Annotated in this window: 18 protein-coding genes; 8 read left to right on the forward strand and 10 right to left on the reverse strand. The window is 70.7% G+C overall.

Features of this window, described 5'->3' with window-relative positions; translation table 11 throughout:
- Position 1: 1 nt before the first annotated feature.
- The 4 genes from FXF51_RS36670 to FXF51_RS36685 are packed head-to-tail and all read right to left on the reverse strand — an operon-like array spanning position 2 to position 3070.
- Positions 2–763, reverse strand: coding sequence for an aminoglycoside phosphotransferase family protein (locus tag FXF51_RS36670; protein WP_262380069.1), 762 nt, complete (start codon positions 761–763; stop codon positions 2–4).
- A 48-nt stretch (positions 764–811) separates the two neighbouring features.
- Complete coding sequence (gene dapF / locus FXF51_RS36675) at positions 812–1624, reverse strand: diaminopimelate epimerase (protein WP_148439301.1); 813 nt, start codon at positions 1622–1624, stop codon at positions 812–814.
- Positions 1625–1633: 9 nt separating this feature from the next.
- Complete coding sequence (gene miaA, locus FXF51_RS36680; RefSeq protein ID WP_148439302.1) at positions 1634–2539, reverse strand: tRNA (adenosine(37)-N6)-dimethylallyltransferase MiaA; 906 nt, start codon at positions 2537–2539, stop codon at positions 1634–1636.
- 12 nt (positions 2540–2551) lie between these two features.
- Positions 2552–3070, reverse strand: coding sequence for a methylated-DNA--[protein]-cysteine S-methyltransferase (locus FXF51_RS36685; protein ID WP_148439303.1), 519 nt, complete (start codon positions 3068–3070; stop codon positions 2552–2554).
- Position 3071: 1 nt separating this feature from the next.
- Between FXF51_RS36685 and FXF51_RS36690 the strand changes: the two genes are divergently transcribed.
- Entirely contained in the window at positions 3072–3989 is a 918-nt protein-coding gene (locus FXF51_RS36690; protein WP_148439304.1) for a ribonuclease Z, read from the forward strand.
- Here the strand turns inward: FXF51_RS36690 and FXF51_RS36695 are convergent.
- The 3 genes from FXF51_RS36695 to FXF51_RS36705 form a co-directional block, all read right to left on the reverse strand.
- Positions 3962–4615, reverse strand: coding sequence for a hypothetical protein (locus FXF51_RS36695; protein WP_148439305.1), 654 nt, complete (start codon positions 4613–4615; stop codon positions 3962–3964). The genes FXF51_RS36690 and FXF51_RS36695 overlap by 28 nt on opposite strands.
- A gap of 26 nt (positions 4616–4641) precedes the next feature.
- Positions 4642–5385, reverse strand: a complete 744-nt coding sequence (locus FXF51_RS36700) for an isocitrate lyase/phosphoenolpyruvate mutase family protein (RefSeq protein WP_148439306.1) — start codon at positions 5383–5385, stop codon at positions 4642–4644.
- A 79-nt stretch (positions 5386–5464) separates the two neighbouring features.
- Complete coding sequence (locus FXF51_RS36705; protein ID WP_148439307.1) at positions 5465–6025, reverse strand: hypothetical protein; 561 nt, start codon at positions 6023–6025, stop codon at positions 5465–5467.
- Positions 6026–6410: 385 nt separating this feature from the next.
- On the opposite strand from FXF51_RS36705, the gene FXF51_RS36710 reads away from it, so the two are divergent.
- Positions 6411–6872, forward strand: coding sequence for a hypothetical protein (locus FXF51_RS36710; RefSeq protein WP_148439308.1), 462 nt, complete (start codon positions 6411–6413; stop codon positions 6870–6872).
- Positions 6873–6912: 40 nt separating this feature from the next.
- On the opposite strand, the gene miaB is transcribed toward FXF51_RS36710, so the two are convergent.
- Positions 6913–8409, reverse strand: a complete 1497-nt coding sequence (gene miaB, locus FXF51_RS36715; RefSeq protein WP_148439309.1) for a tRNA (N6-isopentenyl adenosine(37)-C2)-methylthiotransferase MiaB — start codon at positions 8407–8409, stop codon at positions 6913–6915.
- 137 nt (positions 8410–8546) lie between these two features.
- Here miaB and FXF51_RS36720 point away from each other — a divergent pair, with 137 nt between their 5' ends.
- The 6 genes from FXF51_RS36720 to FXF51_RS36745 all read left to right on the forward strand — a co-directional run bounded on the left by FXF51_RS36720 (position 8547) and on the right by FXF51_RS36745 (position 14680).
- A complete protein-coding gene (locus tag FXF51_RS36720) occupies positions 8547–9302 on the forward strand; it encodes an amino acid ABC transporter ATP-binding protein (RefSeq protein WP_148439310.1) in 756 nt (251 codons plus the stop codon).
- Positions 9303–9322: 20 nt separating this feature from the next.
- A complete protein-coding gene (locus FXF51_RS36725) occupies positions 9323–10183 on the forward strand; it encodes a glutamate ABC transporter substrate-binding protein (RefSeq protein ID WP_148439311.1) in 861 nt (286 codons plus the stop codon).
- A gap of 58 nt (positions 10184–10241) precedes the next feature.
- Positions 10242–10910, forward strand: coding sequence for an amino acid ABC transporter permease (locus FXF51_RS36730; RefSeq protein ID WP_148439312.1), 669 nt, complete (start codon positions 10242–10244; stop codon positions 10908–10910).
- Entirely contained in the window at positions 10907–11824 is a 918-nt protein-coding gene (locus FXF51_RS36735) for an amino acid ABC transporter permease (protein WP_148439313.1), read from the forward strand. Before FXF51_RS36730 ends, FXF51_RS36735 begins: the two co-directional genes overlap by 4 nt.
- A 130-nt stretch (positions 11825–11954) precedes the next feature.
- Positions 11955–12800 carry a glutamate ABC transporter substrate-binding protein gene (locus FXF51_RS36740; RefSeq protein WP_262380070.1) on the forward strand — a complete coding sequence of 282 codons (846 nt, stop codon included), beginning with the start codon at positions 11955–11957 and terminating at the stop codon, positions 12798–12800.
- A gap of 50 nt (positions 12801–12850) precedes the next feature.
- Positions 12851–14680, forward strand: a complete 1830-nt coding sequence (locus FXF51_RS36745; RefSeq protein WP_148439315.1) for a prolyl oligopeptidase family serine peptidase — start codon at positions 12851–12853, stop codon at positions 14678–14680.
- Positions 14681–14840: 160 nt separating this feature from the next.
- On the opposite strand, the gene rny is transcribed toward FXF51_RS36745, so the two are convergent.
- A complete protein-coding gene (gene rny, locus FXF51_RS36755) occupies positions 14841–16457 on the reverse strand; it encodes a ribonuclease Y (RefSeq protein WP_148439316.1) in 1617 nt (538 codons plus the stop codon).
- 838 nt (positions 16458–17295) lie between these two features.
- Positions 17296–18726 (reverse strand): SulP family inorganic anion transporter, encoded by a 1431-nt coding sequence (locus FXF51_RS36765; RefSeq protein WP_262380071.1) that lies wholly within the window; start codon positions 18724–18726, stop codon positions 17296–17298.
- Positions 18727–19350: the final 624 nt, after the last annotated feature.

A 19350-nucleotide genomic window follows, 5' to 3' on the forward strand; every position in this document is an offset into this window, starting at 1 on the left:
GTCAACGAGCGTGCCCAAAACGCAGAAGCTCGATCAGCTCGTCCGATTCGCTGTCCGTCAGGACCGAAAAGACCGGCGCCATGAGGTCGTCAGTGTTCTCCTCGACGGCCGCTCGCCGCGCGACCACGTCGGGTCCCGGCTTGTCGTACGGCTCCGGCCAGGTGAAGAACCTGGCGATGTCCTCGCCCCGCGCCTGTCCGAGCCCGACCGGCGCGCCGGCGTGGTCGGCGGCCAGCGTGGCCTCCAGCGGGTGCAGCCCGGCGGCGAGCACGGCGTTGGCGTGCAGGCCGCCGCGCAGCTCGCGGACGACGTGCATGAGCTGCGTGGCCCTGGCGGGCGGGTCGTCGGGCAGCGGCACGGCCCGCCAGCCCGCGAAGAGCGGCGCCCCGACGGGCGAGGCCTGCTCTACTACCTGCTCCAGCAGCTCGGCGAGCCTGGCGCAGCCCTGGTAGCCGCCCAGCTTGCGCCGGCCCCACGCCTGGCAGGCCTCGGCGTAGAGCTCGACGGCCTTGTCGACGGGGAGCTTGCGGCCGCCGTTCCAGCACTCCTCGACGTGCGCGTGGGGGAAGAAGACGGCGACGGCGGTGACCACCGCGGCGTCGCACTCGCCCAGCACGCCGCAGCGACCCCTGAAGTAGACGTCGCGGGCGCCGAGGCCGTACTCGTCGCAGATGGCCTTGACCTCCCGGGAGATCATGAAGCCGCCGCCGAACTGGCCGATCGGGCCCTTCACCTGTACAGCGGTGGTGCGTGGGTCTGCCATGTCCACCTCTCAGTTCGCGAAGTAGACCCAGCATCCCCCATTAGAACTTCATTCTGCAAGCGTCAGTTCGCCGCTGGCCACGATCACCGCCGGGCCGGACAGGTAGCTGGTGTCCTCCTCCAGGATGACGGTCAGCGTGCCGCCCAGCACCTCGATCGTCCACGTGCCGGTCTTGTCGCCCGACAGGTGCGCCGCCGCGACGGCCGTGGCCACCGCGCCCGTGCCGCAGGAGCGCGTCTCGCCCGAGCCGCGCTCGAAGACGCGCATGACGGCGCGGCTGGTGCCCACCGGGTTGAACAGCTCGATGTTGACCCCCGCCGGGAAGACGACCGTGTCGAAGCCCGGCTGGTGCGAGAGGTCGAGCTGGGCGACCGGATCGCCGATCGCGCAGGCCAAATGGGGGTTGCCCATGTCGACGCAGATCCCGTGGTACTCGTGACCGCCCAGGCTGGCCACGCTCTCCCCGTGGACGACGGGCCTGCCCATGTCCACCGTGATGTCGCCGTTCTGCTCCACCCGCACCTTGCGCAGGCCGCCCCTGGTCGCCAGCGCGAACTCCGAGCCGTCCACCAGCTTGGAGTCGATCAGGTAGCGGGCGAACACGCGCACGCCGTTGCCGCACATCTCGGCCACGCTGCCGTCGGAGTTGCGGTAGTCCATGAACCACTCGGCCTGCGCGGCCTGGTCGCTCACCTCGTGGCTGTGCTCGGTACGGGCCACGCGGAGCACGCCGTCGGCGCCGATGCCCGCCCTCCTGTCACAGATCTTGGCGACGAGCGCGGCCGACACGTCGACCACGCCGTCGGGATCGGGCAGGATGACGAAATCGTTCTCGGTGCCGTGCCCCTTGAGAAAGCGCATTGTGGAAGTTTATTCGCACGGCTGTCCGGCGATTCGCGCCAGGGACCTCTCAAGCAGGTCCGGAGCGTCGTACGGCAGCCAGCAGACCCGTGGATCGCGCCGGAACCACGACTCCTGCCGCCGGGCGAACCGCCTGGTCAGCCTGACCGTCTCGGCCATCGCCTGCTCCTCGCTCCACTCGCCCGCGAGGAAGCGGATCACCTGCGCGTAGCCGAGTGCGCGGCCCGCCGTACGTCCCTCCGCCAGCCCCTGGTCGAGCAGCGCGCGCACCTCGTCCACCAGGCCCGCCTCCCACATGCGGCCGACCCTGAGCTCGATCCGCGCGTCCAGCTCCGGCCTGGGCACCTCCAGCCCGATCTGGACGCTCGGGTAGACGGCGTCGTAGGACGGCATCGTGGCCGAGAACGGGCGGCCCGACAGCTCGATCACCTCCAGCGCCCGCACGATGCGGCGGCCGTTGCTCGGCAGGATCGCCGCGGCGGCGGCCGGGTCGCGCTCGCGCAGCCGCTCGTAGAGCGGGGCGGGGCCGCGCTCGGCCAGCTCCGCCTCCAGCCGGGCCCTGATCGCCGGCTCGGTGCCGGGGAACTCCAGCTCGTCGATGGCCGCCCGCACGTACAGGCCGCTGCCGCCGACCAGCACGGGCACCTCGACGGCGTCGATCACGGACCTGGCCAGCTTCTGGTACTCGGCGACGCTGGCGGTGACCGTCACGTCCCAGATGTCCAGCAGGTGGTGCGGCACCCCCCGCTGTTCCTCCTCCGTCAGCTTGGCCGTGCCGATGTCCATGCCGCGGTAGAGCTGCATGGAGTCGGCGTTGACGCACTCGCCGCCCAGCCTGAGGGCGAGGTCCACGGCGAGATCGGACTTTCCTGCGGCCGTGGGGCCCACGACGGCGATGACTTGCTGCTGAGGCACACGACAAGTTTGCTAGAGATCGAGCAGCGTCGGCTGCAGATATCCCTCATGGGTCAGCAACCACCGCTTGGTCTCCACGCCCTCGCCGCCGCTGAACCCGCCGAGACCGCTGCCCGAGATCACCCTGTGGCAGGGCAGGAAGATCGGGATCGGGTTGGAGCCCATGATCGAGCCGATGCCGCGGGCGGGCACGCTGGAGCCGCTCAGCCTGGCCAGCTCGCCGTAGGTGACGGTCCTCCCGTACGGGACCTCGCGCAGCGCCTGGAGCACGCGCAGCCGCGAGCCCGACATGAGCCGCCAGTCGATCGGCGTCCCGAACGTCTTCAGCTCACCGGCGAAATAAGCATTCAGCTCGGCGACGACGGAGGCCGTACGATCCGCATCATGAACCTCAGCCAGGTCGAGCCGGGCAGCCAGCCCGTCGCGGGCGCCCCAGCCCGACGCGACAAGGCCGGTCTCGGTGACGGCCAGCACGAACGTGCCCACCGGCGTGGGCACCTCGGCGTAGCAGACCGTCGTCGTGGTGGTCATCGTGTCCTCACGTGAGCTCGTGGTGCTGGGCACGTCCAGCGCCGTTCCTACCCGACACCGTAACCACAACGGCTATCTCCTGCGCTGGGACGGTCAGGGCTTCCTGTTCGACCCGGGCGAGGGCACGCAGCGGCAGATGGTGCACGCCGGGCTGAGCGCGAACGACGTCCACTGGCTGTGCCTGACGCACTTCCACGGCGACCACTGCCTGGGCGTGCCCGGCGTCGTGCAGCGCATCGCCCGCGACAGGGTGCGGCACCCCGTGCGCGCGCTCTACCCCGGCTCGGGGGAGACGTACTGGCGGCGGCTGCGGCACGCCGCCGCGTTCGCCGACACGGACGTCATCGCGGAGCATCCGCTCTCCGGCGACCTGGCGGGCGTCGGGCCGCTCGTCGCGCGCCGGCTGTCGCACCCCGTCGAGTCGTACGGCTACCGCCTCCAGGAGCCGTCCGGCCGCCGCATGCTGCCCGAGAAGCTGGCCGCCCGCGGCATCCGCGGCCCCGAGATCAGCGAGCTGCAGCGCACCGGCTCCGTGCGCGGGATCACGCTGGAGGAGTGCAGCGTGCCGAAGCCCGGCCAGAGCGCGGCGTTCGTGATGGACACCCGGCTCTGCGACTCCGTCTTCGAGCTGGCCTCAGGGGTGGACCTGCTGGTGATCGAGGCCACGTTCCTGTCCGCCGAGAGCGCGCTGGCCAAGGAGTACGGGCATCTGACCGCGTTCGAGGCGGGCGTGGTGGCGGCCGACGCGGGCGTGCGCAGGCTGGTGCTCACCCACTTCTCCGAGCGGTACGGGTTCGCCGACGAGCCGTCCTTCGCCGAGGAGGTGCGGCGCAGCTTCGACGGCGAGGTGATCACGGCCCGCGACCTGATGCGGATCCCGGTGCCGAAGCGTCAGGAGAGCCACGCCCCGGCGAGGTAGCCGACCCCGTAGGGCGCCGTCTCCGCCAGCAGGCGCCCCTGGAACGTCCTGCCGCCCGCCGCCCCCGCCAGCACCTGGAGGGCCGCTCGCCCGCTCACCCACAGCCTGTCGGCCTCCGCCGGGTCGAGCGCGGCCAGCGCGGCGGGCTCGCCGGTCGCGAGGGCCTTGGCGATCCGGTCCTGGTACGGGCCCGCGGCCTCGTCGTGCCTGCCCGGCGCCCTGGGGCTCAGGCACGCGGAACCGTCGGCCATGACCAGCAGCGCCACCCGGTCGCCGCTCGCGCCCAGCCTCTCCCCCAGCGCCAGGCAGTCCCACGTCGCCGCGTCGAACGCCACCGACCGCAGGCCCTGCGGCGCGTCGTCCCCCAGGAGCAGGCGGGCGACGGTCAGCGACAGCGGCAGCACCGGCTCTCCGTCGCCCACCGTCCGGTCCACGCCCCACGGGCGCAGGGTGCCCGCCGCGCCCGCCTCGTACGCACGGGTCGCCCCGGCCCCGCCCACCACGACCAGCGCGTCGGGACGAGCCTCGCGCAGCGCGGCGATCGCGGCGTGGCAGGCGGAGCGGAGCTCGGGCATCCCGAGCACGACCAGCGGGGTCGAGGGGCAGACGGCGGCGGCGACAAGCACGAGCGCAAGCGTACGTGGCCGGAGGTTCAGAAGGGACTACGGCCCTCACGGACCTCGGCGATCAGGCCCTCGGTGAAGGCCTGGGACGCCCGGTGCAGGCCGCTCCCGAAGCTGATCCTGGCAACCCCCAGCTCGGCCAGCCGCTGGATGCCCGGGCCGCCCGCGCCGAAGTACACGTTGACCGGCGCGTCCAGCTCGCTCACCAGCGCCGCGATCTCGTCCTCGGCCGCCAGCAGGATGGGGTACACGCAGTCGGCCCCGGCCTCCAGGTACCTGCGGCCCCGGGCCACGGCCTCCTGCCGGAGATCCCCGCCCCGCCCGTGCAGGTACACGTCGACCCGCGCGTTGATCACCAGCGCGTCGCCCGCGGCGGCCCTGACCTCGGCCAGGAAGTCCGCCTGCGCCGCCGGGTCCACCAGGTCGCCGCTGCCGGGCAGGGAGTCCTCCAGGTTGCAGCCGGAGGCTCCGGCCCCGGCCAGGCGCTCGACGAGCTCGGCGGGCTTGAGGCCGTAACCGCGCTCGACGTCGGCCGTCACGGGCAGGCCCTCGGCGGCTCTGGACACGCGGGCGACGGCCGCCATCATCTCGGCCACCGGGGTGCGTTCACCGTCCTCGTAGCCGAGGGCGTGCGCCACGGCGGCGCTGCTGGTGGCAATGGCAGGAAAGCCCGCCTGCCGTACGGCGCGGGCGGAGGCGGCGTCCCAGACGTTGGGCAGGACCAGCGGGGTGCCGGGGACGTGCAGCGCGCGCAGGGCCGGGGCGTTCGTCATGCCTCGACACTAGGAGGCGGCGCAGGCCTCCTGTAGAGCCAGTCCGCCAGATAACCGGCGAGCCACTCGCAGGCGGGCTCTAGCAGCCGCTCGTCGCGCACTGGCCGGCGACCTCGCCCGCGGGGCCGTTGGCCGGGGTGTCGGCGGGGGTGTCGCTGCCGGACGACTGCGGCGCCTTGGTGGGCGACGTCGTGGCCGGCTTCTTGCCGGTGCCGCCGCTGGCCTGGGTGGCGGGCCGCGAGCCCGTGTCCGTCGAGCCGGTGTCGCCTGTGTCGCCTGAGTCGCCGGTGCCTGGGGCGTCGGCGACGTCGCCCATGCTGCCGTCGCCGGGGGCGTCGGTGGACAGGTCGCCGTCGCCGGGGGACTCGGCGGTGACGTCGCCCATCGTGGCGTCGTCGCCGCCGAGGTCGTCGGTCCCGCCGGTGGTCTGCGCGGGCGCGGGACGACCCCCGCTCTGCGGGGCGGCCTCGCCGGGGTTCCCTGCCAGCAGGTAGCCCGCCCCGCCCGCCGCGAGCAGGGCGACGAGCACCGACGCGGCGATGATGAGCGGCTTGCTGTTCGTCGCTTTTCTCTGACGTCTATTTCTCGATGCCAGGCGGGTGTCTCCCGGCCCGGACAGGATCTCCTGACGATCCGTCACGTTCGGATCATGCATGGGGTTACAGCTCCCTGCGGTCGTATCGGGGAAAGCTCGCCGGCTTCCGCGGGTGATGGACCACACTAGCCGCAACAGCTGAATGCTCGCACACCAATCACAAAGGAATCACGACTTGTCCCCCCTTCGTACCATTTCCCCTGGTAGCCGCCTGCCGCTCGGACCGCTGGCGGGAGCGGTCGGCGTGCTCGCCACGGCGGGACTGGGAATATTCCTGGCATTCACTAACTCGACAGATGCGGCCCCGCAAAGACGCGGCGTTATTGATCAGGAAACTCCGCTTTCCGCAAGATCAAAGGCACTCTCGGCATCGACGAAGACACAAACAGCGACCGACTCTGGAACGCTCCGATTTCCGTCGGCCCAGCCGATGGGCCTCGCGCTCGGGCCGCTGTCGCCGCCGTGGGTCGAGGCCGTCCCGCCGTGGAACGCGGCAACCCCGGACGGGCTGCCGCTCTCACCCATGCCGCCCCTGACCGGCATCGTGCCTCCGGTGGACATCGCCGTCCCCGCCGTCACCGGTTCGCATCGGCCCGCGCGCTCACCTCACGCCCCCGGGCGCGCCAAGAACCCGGGGCGTCCGCTGATCCCGCCCCGGGATCGCGCTGATCGGGCGCAGGGCCCACCGACGCCCCGGTCGTCCCCTCAGGCGTCCCCTCAGGCGTCCCCTCTGGCGTCTCCGCAGGCGCCCGCGCCGAGCCGTCCGATCGGCAGCTCCGCCACGCGGCGCGCCGACCCGCCACCCGCACGCGGGCTGCCGAACCCCTGCGCCACCATGAACGACTTCCGCCGGCAACCCTGCGACCAGCTCCGCGACCAGCTCCTCCGCTGACCGCCGGACCTGCCCTCGCCGCCTGGCGAGGGCGGACCGCTCAGTGAGCCGAGCATCCCCCGGTGGCCGCGGGAAGCGGCGCGGGCCGTCCGATGGAGGGCATCCCCAGCAGGACGCCGGACCCGGACGCGGGCGAACCGCCCTGCCGGGCCTCCCAGGCGTCGCCCGCCCGAGTACGCCGGACCCCCAGCAGGGCCCCGTCGGCCACCAGGTGGTGCGGAGCCGCGTACGTGACCTCGACCGTCACCATGTCGCCCGGCCGCGGCGTCTCACCGCCCACCGCGAAGTGCACGAGCCGGTTGTCGGGCGCGCGCCCCGAGAGCCGGTGCGTGGCGTCGTCCTTGCGCCCCTCGCCCTCGGCCACCAGGACCTCGATCGTCCGCCCGACCTGCTTCTTGTTCTCCTCCCACGAGATCTCCTCCTGGAGGGCCACGAGCCGCTCGTAGCGCTCCTGCACGACCTCCTTGGGCACCTGGTCGGGCATGGTGGCCGCGGGGGTGCCGGGGCGGATGGAGTACTGGAAGGTGAAGGCGTTGGCGAAGCGGCTCCGGCGGACGACGTCCAGGGTGCCCTGGAAGTCCTCCTCGGTCTCGCCGGGGAAGCCGACGATGATGTCGGTGGAGATGGCCGCGTCCGGCATGGCGGCGCGCACCCGCTCGATGATGCCGAGGTAGCGCTCGGCCCGGTACGAGCGGCGCATGGCCTTCAGCACCCGGTCGGAGCCGGACTGCAGGGGCATGTGGAGCTGGTGCATGACGTTGGGCGTCTCGGCCATGGCGGCGATCACGTCGTCGGTGAAGGCGGCCGGGTGCGGCGAGGTGAAGCGGACGCGCTCCAGGCCGTCGATGTCGCCGCAGGCGCGCAGCAGCTTGCCGAAGGCGAGCCGGTCGCCGAACTCCACGCCGTAGGTGTTGACGTTCTGGCCGAGGAGCGTGACCTCCAGCGCCCCCTGGTCGACCAGCGTGCGGACCTCGGCGAGGATGTCGCCAGGCCTGCGGTCCTTCTCCTTGCCGCGCAGCGACGGCACGATGCAGAACGTGCAGGTGTTGTTGCAGCCGACCGAGATGGACACCCAGGCGGCGTAGGCGGACTCCCGCTTGGTGGGCAGCGTGGACGGGAAGACCTCGAGCGACTCCTTCAGCTCGACCTGCGCCTCACCCTCGACGCGGGCCCGCTCCAGCAGCACCGGCAGCGAGCCGATGTTGTGCGTGCCGAACACGACGTCGACCCACGGCGCCTTGCGGACGATCTCGCCCTGGTCCTTCTGCGCGAGGCAGCCGCCGACGGCGATCTGCATGCGCGGGTTGCGGGTCTTGGCCGGGCGGAGGTGGCCGAGGTTGCCGTAGAGGCGGTTGTCGGCGTTCTCCCGCACGGCGCACGTGTTGAACACGACCACGTCGGCCGGCTCGCCGTCGGGGGCGGGCACGTAGCCGGCGTCCTCCAGCAGGCCTGACAGCCGCTCGGAGTCGTGGACGTTCATCTGGCACCCGTATGTGCGCACTTCGTATGTGCGGGCGCCCTCCTGGGTCACAGTCATGGCACGTTCAAGGGTAGTCGGTGTGCGGCTCGCGGTGGCCCGTATGGATCTAAAAGGCCAGCTTGGCGGCATGATGTGATCGGATCGGTACCGCTCGGTTAGTGCACAGCGCTCTAACGCCCTCTACGTTTTACTCCATGACGGAGAACGGCGACGCCACTCCACTGGTCCAGTTGGAGAACGTCAACAAGCACTTCGGGACACTTCATGTCCTGAAGGACATCAACTTGACCGTCTCTCGTGGCGAGGTTCTGGTCGTCATCGGCCCTTCGGGCGGCGGGAAGAGCACACTCTGCCGCACGATCAACCGGTTGGAGACGATCAACGACGGCAAGATCATATTTGACGGCCAGGTGCTGCCAGAAGAGGGCAAGGCGCTGGCCAGGCTGCGGTCAGAAGTCGGCATGGTCTTCCAGTCGTTCAACTTGTTCGCGCACAAGACCATCCGGGAGAACGTCACGCTCGGCCCGGTGAAGGTCCGCGGCGTGGCCAAGGGCGCCGCCGACAAGCGGGCGATGGAGCTGCTGGAACGGGTGGGCATCGCCGCGCAGGCGGACAAGTACCCCGCGCAGCTCTCCGGCGGTCAGCAGCAGCGGGTCGCGATCGCCAGGGCGCTGGCCATGGATCCGAAGATGATCCTGTTCGACGAGCCGACCTCCGCACTGGACCCCGAGATGGTGCAGGAAGTGCTCGATGTGATGATCGGGCTGGCGCGTGACGGCATGACCATGATGGTCGTCACGCACGAGATGGGGTTCGCCCGCCGCGCCGCCAACCGGGTCGTGTTCATGGCGGACGGGCAGATCGTCGAGGAGAACACCCCCGACGAGTTCTTCACCAACGCGCAGACGGACCGTGCGCGCGACTTCCTTTCGAAGATCCTCACGCACTGAGAGTTATGAGGCAGGTACACATGCACATGCGTCGAACGGGAGCGGTGCTCTCCATTGCGGCACTCGCCGCGGGCCTGGCCGCTTGTGGCGGTGGGGAACAGACGTACGCCACCGTGGCGGACAAGATCACGGGCGGTGGCACGGTCGTGGTCGGCACGAAGTGGGACCAGCCGAGCCTGGGCCTGAAGATGGGCAACGAGCCCGAGGGCTTCGACGTCGACGTGGCCAAGGCCGTGCTGAAGGAAGTGGCCGGCGGCAAGGATGTGAAGATCGAGTGGAAGGAGTCGGCCTCCTCCAACCGCGAGCCGTTCCTCCAGAACGGCACGGTCGACATCGTCTTCGCCACCTACTCCATCACCGAGGAGCGCAAGGGCAAGGTCACCTTCGGCGGCCCGTACGTCGTCGCCCACCAGGACATCATGGTCCGCAAGGACGACACCTCGATCAACACCCCGCAGGACCTCAAGGGCAAGAAGATCTGCAAGGCCGCGGGCTCCAACTCCTACAAGCGCATCACCGAGCCGCCGCCGGACGGCGAGCTCGACATCGACGCCACCACCGTCGACGCCGCCAACTACTCCGAGTGCGTGCAGAAGCTGACGGGCAGCAACCTCGACGCGGTCACCACCGACGACCTGATCCTGGCGGGCTTCGCCAAGCAGGCCGGTGGCAACTTCAAGGTGCTGGGCCAGGGCTTCACGGACGAGAAGTACGGCATCGGCCTGAAGAAGGGCGACACCAAGACCTGCGAGGCCGTCAACAAGGCGGTCGCCACGCTGTGGAGCAACGGCACCATGAAGACGCTGCTGGACAAGTGGTTCGGCGGCATCCAGGGCCTCAATGTCTCCACCGCAGCGCCCACGGCCGAGGGTTGCGCCTGATCACGTCGGTGACGGCGGCCGGTGACCCGGCCGCCCGTCGCCCCTTCGGTGGAGCACGATGGACGAACTAATCAAGTACGCGCCCGACCTCGCGGTGGGCTTCCTGGAGAACGTCAAGCTGTCGATCGTGGGCGCGATCGCCTCCCTGCTCGTGGGCACACTCCTGGTGGCGATGCGGGTCTCCCCGACCCCGGTCCTGCGCGCGGCCTCCACGATCTACGTCAACGTGGTGCGCAACACCCCGCTGACGCTGGTGCTGGCGTTCTCCGCGCTGGGCCTGAGTGACCAGCTCGGCCTGGTCTTCTCCGACACGCCGACGACCAACTCGTTCTGGATCGTGGCGATGGGGCTGTCGCTCTACACGGCGGCCTTCGTGTGCGAGGCGCTGCGCGCCGGCGTGAACACGGTGCCGATGGGCCAGGCCGAGGCGGCCAGGGCGATCGGGCTGACGTTCGTGCAGTCGCTGACGATGATCATCCTGCCCCAGGCGTTCCGCGCGGTCATCGCGCCGCTGGGCAGCGTGATGATCGCCATGATCAAGAACACCACGGTCGCGACCGCCGGTGGCTTCCTGCTCGAGTCGGCGGCGGTCATGAAGATCACCTTCGACACCACCGGCGCGTCGATCCCGATCTTCCTGGGCATCGTCGTCGCCTTCATGGCGCTGACCATGCCCATCGGGTTCTTCACGGGCTGGCTGGCACGGCGACTGGCGGTGGTCCGATGAGCACGTCCGTACTCTTCGACTCGCCGGGGCCGCGCGGGCGGATCCGCAACCACGCGCTGACGGTCGTCAGCGTCATCGTGGTCGGCGCCGTGGTGTACGGCGTCTACCGCGGCTTCGACGCCAAGGGCCAGTTCGAGGGCAAGATCTGGCAGCCGTTCCTGTCGTGGGAGACCTGGGACTTCTACATCATCCCCGGCCTCATCGGCACACTGGAGGCGGCGGCCGTGGCGGCGGTGCTCGCGCTGGTGTTCGGCGCGGTATTCGGCCTGGCCAGGCTCTCCGACCACAAGTGGATCCGGGTGCCGGCCAGCGTGGTGGTCGAGGTCTTCAGGGCCATCCCGCTGCTGCTGCTGATCTTCTTCATCTTCTACGCGGCGCCGATGGTCGCCGGCCCCGGCGACTACGCGTTCATCTCCCTCGTCCTCGGCCTCATGCTCTACAACGGCTCCGTGCTGGCCGAGGTCGTCAGGGCCGGCGTGCACGCGGTGCCCAAGGGGCAGTCGGAGGCCGCGTACGCGGTCGGCATGCGCAAGAACCAGGTGATGAGGCTGGTCCTGCTGCCGCAGGCCGTCACGGCGATGATGCCCGCCATCGTCAGCCAGCTCGTGGTGCTGCTCAAGGACACCGCGCTCGGCTACATCATCGCCTACGTCGACCTGCTCAACACCGGCTTCAAGATCCTGCCGGCACGGTTCTTCGGCTCGCTGATCCCGGCGGCCATCGTCATCGGCGTCATCTACGTGGCGCTCAACATGGCGCTGAGCTACCTGGCGACGTGGCTGGAGCGGCGCAGCAGGCGCAGCCGCAAGACGGCGGCGCGGCCGGTCGCGGCGCCCGGCTCGGCCGAGGTCGGCGTGGCCACGGGGCAGGGCACCGAGGGCGGCGGCCTCGCCCCCGACAAGCCCTTGGAGTGACGTTTCCCGGGCGGCGGGCGTCATGCTCGCCGCCCGGCAACGTCCGCGGGCGTCATGCTCGCCGCCCGAGATGTCAAAGGTTGTCCCACCTCGGCATTGCGGCCCCCTTCGGGCGGGTATCCGAGCGAGCATGCGCAGGGCGGCGCTCGCGGGAGCGGCTGTGACGGTGGGGCTGGCCGCGTGTGGCGGCGGCGGCTCGTACGCCACGGTCGTGGACAAGATCAAGAACACCGGCACCGTCGTCGTCGGCACGAAGTGGGACCAGCCCAGCCTCGGCCTGAAGATCGGCGACGGCGAGCCCCAGGGCTTCGACGCCGACGTCGCCCGCTACGTCGTCAACCACCTCACCGGCGGCGGCGACGTCCGCATCACCTGGCGCGAGTCACCGTCCTCCACCCGCGAGGCGCTGCTCCAGAACGGCACCGTGGACATGATCGTGGCCTCCTACTCCATCACCGAGGCCCGCAAGCCCAAGGTGACGTTCGGCGGCCCGTACGCGATCGTCCCCCAGGACACCATGGTCCGCGCGAACGACACCCGCATCCGCCGGACGAGCGACCTGCGCGGCAAGCGGATCTGCCTGGCCGAGGGCTCGAACTCCTACCGGCGGATCGTGGACCCGCCCCCCGACGGCAAGCTCGGCCTGCCCGCCACGCTGGTGCACGCGGCCAACTACTCCGACTGCGTACGCAAGCTCGCCGCGAACCAGCTCGACGCCGTCAGCACCGAGAACCTGATCCTGGCGGGCTTCGCCGAGCAGGACCCCGGCAGGTTCCGGCTGCTCAACGACCCGATCACGAACGAGAAGTGGGCCGTCGGGCTGAAGAAGGGCGACACCGCCACCTGCGACGCCGTCAACCAGGCGATCGCCCGCATGTGGCACGACGGGACGACCACGCGGTTGCTCCGCAAATGGTTCGGCAGGACCGATCTCGTGCTGCCCTCCGCGCTGCCCCGTCCCGAAGGCTGTCCCTGATCTACGGGGAGCGGCCCGCACTCCAAGCGATCTTCCGGCAGGATGCGGGTATGCCCTTCTGGCCCTCCCCCATCTCGACCCAAGACGTGGCCGGTTCCGGCGTGCGTCCCGGCTGGCCCGTGGCCCTCGACGGCCGGATGTGGTGGACCGAGGACCGTCCCGACGAGGGCGGGCGCACGGTGATCGTCCACCGCGCCGCCGACGGCACCCGCCGCGACCTGCTGGCCGCGCCGTGGTGCGCGCGCACGCGGGTGCACGAGTACGGCGGCAGGCCGTACGCCGTGACCCCGTCGGGCGACGTCGTCTTCGCCAACCTGCGCGACCAGCGGCTCTACGTGCTGTCCGGCGGCGCCGAGCCGCGCGCCCTCACCGACGACGGCTGCCGCTACGCGGACCTGCTCATCCACGACGGCCAGGTGTGGTGCGTACGCGAGCACCACGATGAGAACGGCAAGGTCACCAGGGCCGTCGTGGCGATCCCGCTGGACGGCGGCGAGACCCGCGTCTGGGCCACCGGCTGCGACTTCTACGCGAGCCCCGCCGTCTCCCCCGACGGACGACATCTCGCCTATGTCTACTGGAACCACCCCCGCATGCCCTGGGACGGCACCGAACTCCGCGTCGTCCCCCTCACGGGCGGCGCCGCCTGGACGGTCCGCGGCGGCCCCGCCGAGTCCGTGCTGGCCCCGGCCTGGAAGGACGACTCCCGCCTCTACCTGATCTCCGACTCCTCCGGCTGGTGGAACCTCTACGAGACCGGCCTGCGCGGCGAGGCCACACGGGCGCTGCACCCGGCCGAGGAGGAGTTCACGATGCCGCCGTGGCAGCTCGGCGGCATGCCGTACACCGTGCTTCCCGACGGGCGCCTCGCGGTCCTGCACGGGCGCGGCGACCTGCGGCTCGGCCTCCTCGACCCGGCCAACGGCGCGCTGACGGACCTCGACCTGCCGTACAGCGGCTGGAACGCGGCGCTGGCCGCCGACGGCGCCTCTGTGATCGGGGTGGGGTACGCCGCCACGACGCCCCGCACGGTCGTGATCGTCGACACCGTGACGGGCGGCCACCAGGCGCTCGGCCACGACCTCGCCCCCCTGCCCGACCCCGCCTACCTGCCCGTTCCCGAAGCCGTCCGGCTGCGGCGAAGCGGTTCGTCCGAGGACGTGCACGCGTTCCTCTACCCGCCCCACCCCGCCGCCACCGACGGCACTCCCCCCTACGTGATCTTCGTGCACGGCGGCCCGACCGCCCACGCCGACACCGCGCTCGACCTGGAGAAGGCGTTCCTCACCTCACGCGGCATCGGCGTCCTCGACCTCAACTACGGCGGCTCCACCGGCTACGGCCGGTCCTACCGCGACCGCCTCAAGGGCCAGTGGGGTGTGGTGGACGTCGAGGACGCGATCATCGCCGCCGGCTGGCTCGCCGCCCAGGGCCTCGCCGACCCCGGCAAGATCGCGGTGCGCGGCGGCAGCTCGGGCGGCTGGACGGTGATGGCGGCCTGCTGCCGCTCGGACGTCTTCGCCGGCGGCGTCTCGTACTACGGCATCAGCGCCCTCGCCCCGCTCACCGCGCACACCCACGACTTCGAGTCCCGCTACGTGGAGTGGCTGGTCGGCCCGGAGGATCCGCAGGTGTACGCCTCACGGGAGCCGCTCGCGCTCGTGGACGGGGTGAGCTGTCCCATGCTGCTCCTCCAGGGGCTCGACGATCCCGTGGTGCCGCCCGAGCAGTCCACGGCCTTCGCCGACGCGCTCGCCGAACGTGGGGTGCCGTGTACGTACCTGGCCTTCGAGGGCGAGTCCCACGGCTTCCGCCGCACGGAGACCCGCGCCGCGGCCCTCGCCGCCGAACTGGCCTTCTACCAGCAGATCTTCTCGTAGGAACGGTGACCGGCGACCGGAGACCAGGCGTCCGGGGATCAGGCGCGCACGAGGGCCAGGCGTCCGGGGGCCAAGCGCACGGGGGCCAGGCGCACGGGGGCCAGGCGCACAGGGGCCAGGCGTCCGGGGGCCAGGCGTCCGGGGGCCAGGCGCACAGGGGTCAGCGTGCGAACTCGGTGGCCCGCGACTCCCGCACCACCGTGATGCGAATCTGCCCCGGATACGTCAGCTCCTCCTCCACCTGCTTGGCCACATCCCGGGCGATCACCTGAGCCTGGATGTCGTCGATGGCGTCCGGCTTGACCATGACCCGGATCTCCCGCCCGGCCTGCATCGCGAACACCTTCTCCACCCCGTCGTACGACTGCGCGATCTCCTCCAGCCGCTCCAGCCGCTTCACGTACGCCTCCAAGGACTCGCGCCGCGCCCCGGGCCGGCTGCCGCTGATCGCGTCGGCCGCCTGGGTGAGGACCGCCTCGACGGTACGCACCTCGACCTCGTTGTGGTGCGCCTCGATGGCGTGCACCACGTCCTCCTCCTCGCCGTACCTGCGGGCGATCTCCGCCCCGATCAGCGCGTGGCTGCCCTCGACCTCGTGCGTCAGGGCCTTGCCGATGTCGTGGAGCAGGGCGCAGCGCTTCATCAGCGTCTGGTTCATCTTCAGCTCGGCGGCCATGATGCCGGCGATGTGGGCGGACTCGATGAGGTGCTTGAGCACGTTCTGCCCGTAGGAGGTGCGGTAGCGGAGCTGGCCGAGCAGCAGTGTCAGCTCGGGGTGCATGTCGGTGATCCCCAGCTCGACGAGGGCGTCCTCACCGGCCCGCGCGCACAGGTCCTGGACCTCCTGGCGGCTGCGGTCGTGCGCCTCCTCGATGCGCTGCGGATGGATGCGGCCGTCGAGCACCAGCTTCTCCAGCGTCAGCCGCGCCGTCTCCCGCCTGACCGGGTCGAAACACGACAGCAGCACCGCCTCGGGGGTGTCGTCGATGATCAGGTTCACGCCGGTCGTGGACTCGAAGGCGCGGATGTTGCGGCCCTCACGACCGATGATCCGTCCCTTCATCTCGTCGCCCGGCAGGTGCAGCACGCTCACGACCGACTCGGCCGTCTGCTCGGCGGCCAGCCGCTGCACGGCCAGCGTCACGATCTTCGTGGCCCGCTTCTCGCCCTCCTTGCGGGCGTCCCCCTCGATCTCCCTGATGATCAGCGCGGCCTCTCGCTTGGCCTGGTTCTCGATCTCCTTGACCAGCTCGGCCTTGGCCTGCTCGCCGGTCAGCCCGGCGACCCGCTCCAGGATGACCCGCCGTTCCTGCTCGACCTGCAGCAGCTCCTCGCGCCGGTCGGCCAGCTCGACCTCGGTCTCCGCCAGCTTCCTGTCACGTTCCGCCTGCCGCCTGGCCTCCTCGTCCAGCCGCTGCTCCCGCTCGGCCAGCCTGGCCTCCCGGCGCTCCAGGTCCGAGCGCAGCTCCTTGAGCTCGGACTTGAGTATCCGGCTCTCCTCCTCGACCTCGCGCCGCATCTGCGCGGCGCTCTCGGTGGCCGCCTCCGACCTGCGCAGGATCTCCTCGGCGTCGCTCTCCGCCTTGTAGCGGATCTCCCGCGCCGCCTCCCGTGCCTGCTGCAGCTCCTCGTGCGCCACCTCGACCTGCCCGGGGCTGGGCTTTCCCTTGCGGGGCAGGCTGCCCGAGGTGCGCCGTACGACGACGAGCAGCGCCGCGATCATCCCGAACGCGAGCACGAGCACCGCCACCATCAGCACCACGACTAGCGGCCCCATGTGCGCCCCGCCCTCCTCGCGTCGTCAAGAACTCATAACGCGGCCACAAAACGGGAGGGGTCACAGGCGCGCCGCGGAAAGCCCGGTCGGCGTCATCGCCGGGATCGATGTCAAGTCAAGGCTGATGGGGCGTCGACCTCTCGAGCCGACACCTCTCCTGCCTCGTTCAATTCGTCCGTCGTTCACCGGTATGGCAATCCGCGCTGCGCGGAGTAACTCCTCACTGCCGTCGAGGTTATGCGTCGAACAGGTCACGAGCAAGCAAACGCGTCATCAAGCGTGTCTTACGGGCCTGCATGCCCCTGTTCAGACAGGCGTCACCCATTGGCACTGGATTCGACCTCCGTGGGGAGGCATCGTGCGGCATGTCGCCCGCGCGCCCGCCCTCGCGGCCAGATCCGCGGTCGGCTCGTGTCCGACACTCGTCGGAGTCGCTCCCTTACCGGCCTCACGGAAAGGCACTGCCGTGCCGGTGTGGAAGTCGCCGTAGACCACCCGGAGGGTCGGCTCAAGGCGTTGGAGATCACGGCCGAGGTGGTCACCCACGGGACACGCGCCACACGACATGGTTGCCGCACCCGCCGAGCGGGCACGGCAGCGGCGCTGACGACGCCGAGTCGGGGACCGGGGCCGGGACGGGGCCGGCGCCGACACCGACACCGAGGCCGACACCGGAGCCGACACCGGAGCCGACACCGGAGCCGACACCGGAGCCGACACCGGAGCCGACACCGGAGCCGACACCGAGGCCGGAGCCCAGGCCGGGGCCGACACCGAGGCCAGAGCCCAGGCCGGGGCCGAGGCCGGAGCCCCAGGCCGGGGCCGCAGGCAGCATCCCTCAGTGGCTGCCGGACAGCTCACCGGAAAGGGAGCCGTGCATGCGGGCGCTGGGCGGATTGAGGCCGATGATCTGGACGGTCTTGCCACGAGCGGCGTACTTGGCTTCGACAGCGTCCAGCGCGGCGACGGAGGAGGCGTCCCAGATATGGGCGTCGGTCAGGTCGATCACCACGTCGTCGGGGTCGCCGGCGTAGTCGAACTGAGAGACCAGGTCGTTGGTGGAGGCGAAGAACAGCTCGCCGGTGACCGCGTAGACGACCTGGCCACCCTCGGGATCGAGGCATGCGGTCACGTTGGCAAGATGCGCCACCCGCCGGGCGAAGATGACCAAGCCGGTCAGCGAGCCGACCACGACGCCGATGGCCAGGTTGTGCGTGGCGACCACGACGGCGACCGTGATGACCATGACGCCGATCTCGCCGGCGGGCATGCGCTTGAGCGTGGCCGGGGCGACGGAGTGCCAGTCGAAGGTGCCGAAGGAGACCAGAATCATGACGGCGACCAGGGCGGCCATCGGGATCTGGGAGACCAGCGGGCCGAAGACGATGCACAGCACCATGAGCATGGCGCCGGCGGTGAAGGTGGACAGACGGGTGCGGGCGCCGTTCCTCACGTTGATCATGGTCTGGCCGATCATCGCGCAGCCGCCCATGCCGCCGAAGAAGCCGGTGACGATGTTCGCGATGCCCTGGCCGATGGACTCACGGGTCTTGGAGGAGCGGGTGTCGGTCAGATCGTCCACCAGCTTGGCCGTCATCAGCGACTCCATCAGCCCGACCAGGGCGAACCCGACCGCGTACGGGGCGATGAGGATGAGGGTGTCCACGGTGAAGGGCACATCCGGCAGGCCGGGGACGGGCAGCGCCGACGGCAGCTCGCCGCGGTCGCCGACGGACGGCACGGCCAGACCGGCGCCGATGGTCAGCGCGGTGAGCGCGGCGATGGAGATCAACGGAGCCGGGACCACCTTGGTCAGCCGGGGCAGGAACACCATCAGCGCCAGCGCGGCGGCCACCAGCGGGTAGACGATCCATGGCACGTCGATGAGCTCGGGTACCTGCGCCATGAAGATCAGGATGGCCAGGGCGTTGACGAAGCCGACCATGACGCTGCGCGGCACGAAGCGCATCAGTTTGGCCACGCCGAGCGCGCCGAGCACGATTTGAACAAGGCCGCCGAGGATGACCGTGGCGATCAGATAGCCCAGGCCGTACTCACGGGTCAGCGGCGCGACGACCAGCGCGATCGCACCGGTGGCAGCGGAGATCATGGCGGGGCGTCCGCCGGCGATGGCAATGACCACGGCCATGGTGAAGGAGGCGAACAGTCCGACGCTGGGGTCGACCCCGGCGATGATGGAGAACGAGATCGCCTCGGGGATCAGAGCGAGGGCGACGACCAGGCCGGACAGGATTTCGGTGCGGGCCACCGAGGGCTTGAGCCAAGCGGGGCGGCCGGATCTCAGCCGAGCCGTAAGGGTCGCGGACGGACGGGCGGGCACGGATGAGCGAGGCAACAGGAATCCTTCACGGTGGAGCGGCCCTCAACGTGGCAGCGGGCGCATGCCACGGGAGGGGCAGACAGCAGCATGGACGTGAGTGGACGTGCAGTGGACGTGCAGTGGACGTGCAGTGGACGTGCAGCGGCCTGGCAACGGGGCTGGGAAGCGGCCGCAAGCAGCACGCTCACGGGCGGCACGCTCACGGGCGCGCACGCTCACGGGCGGTCCTGGGATCGCCGAAGGCGGCACCTGGACCGACGATGACGTCAGCGGTGCTGCCGCGGGCAAGTCACGGCGGGCAAGTCACGGCGGGCAGGTCACGGCGGGCAGGTCACGGCGGGCAGCAGGCGGTGATGATCAAGGGCATGCGCCGAAGTTCCTTACCTCGTGTGCGCCGGGGGATGACACCGGGCCAGCGCCAATGCGTGCCGCCGACCGGATGCGCCAGGACAGCGGGAGCCCAGCACGTGCATGCGCCCCATACGGTCCGGCCATCAGCAACCCTACCTTAACGTTAGGGTAGAGATTCGGAGGGTCCGGACATAGCGTCCC

This window comes from Nonomuraea sp. PA05 (genome assembly GCF_008086045.1).
GTDB lineage: Bacteria > Actinomycetota > Actinomycetes > Streptosporangiales > Streptosporangiaceae > Nonomuraea > Nonomuraea monospora.

Coding starts and splice junctions, on each gene's coding strand:
- FXF51_RS36685 (WP_148439303.1), bottom strand. CDS start 3,070: ATGACCACCACGACGACGGTCTGCTACGCCGAGGTGCCCACGCCGGTG.
- FXF51_RS36730 (WP_148439312.1), top strand. CDS start 10,242: ATGGACGAACTAATCAAGTACGCGCCCGACCTCGCGGTGGGCTTCCTG.
- FXF51_RS36700 (WP_148439306.1), bottom strand. CDS start 5,385: ATGACGAACGCCCCGGCCCTGCGCGCGCTGCACGTCCCCGGCACCCCG.
- FXF51_RS36725 (WP_148439311.1), top strand. CDS start 9,323: ATGCACATGCGTCGAACGGGAGCGGTGCTCTCCATTGCGGCACTCGCC.
- FXF51_RS36710 (WP_148439308.1), top strand. CDS start 6,411: ATGGGCCTCGCGCTCGGGCCGCTGTCGCCGCCGTGGGTCGAGGCCGTC.
- FXF51_RS36670 (WP_262380069.1), bottom strand. CDS start 763: ATGGCAGACCCACGCACCACCGCTGTACAGGTGAAGGGCCCGATCGGC.
- FXF51_RS36745 (WP_148439315.1), top strand. CDS start 12,851: ATGCCCTTCTGGCCCTCCCCCATCTCGACCCAAGACGTGGCCGGTTCC.
- FXF51_RS36735 (WP_148439313.1), top strand. CDS start 10,907: ATGAGCACGTCCGTACTCTTCGACTCGCCGGGGCCGCGCGGGCGGATC.
- rny (WP_148439316.1), bottom strand. CDS start 16,457: ATGGGGCCGCTAGTCGTGGTGCTGATGGTGGCGGTGCTCGTGCTCGCG.
- FXF51_RS36720 (WP_148439310.1), top strand. CDS start 8,547: ATGACGGAGAACGGCGACGCCACTCCACTGGTCCAGTTGGAGAACGTC.
- miaB (WP_148439309.1), bottom strand. CDS start 8,409: ATGACTGTGACCCAGGAGGGCGCCCGCACATACGAAGTGCGCACATAC.
- dapF (WP_148439301.1), bottom strand. CDS start 1,624: ATGCGCTTTCTCAAGGGGCACGGCACCGAGAACGATTTCGTCATCCTG.
- FXF51_RS36740 (WP_262380070.1), top strand. CDS start 11,955: ATGCGCAGGGCGGCGCTCGCGGGAGCGGCTGTGACGGTGGGGCTGGCC.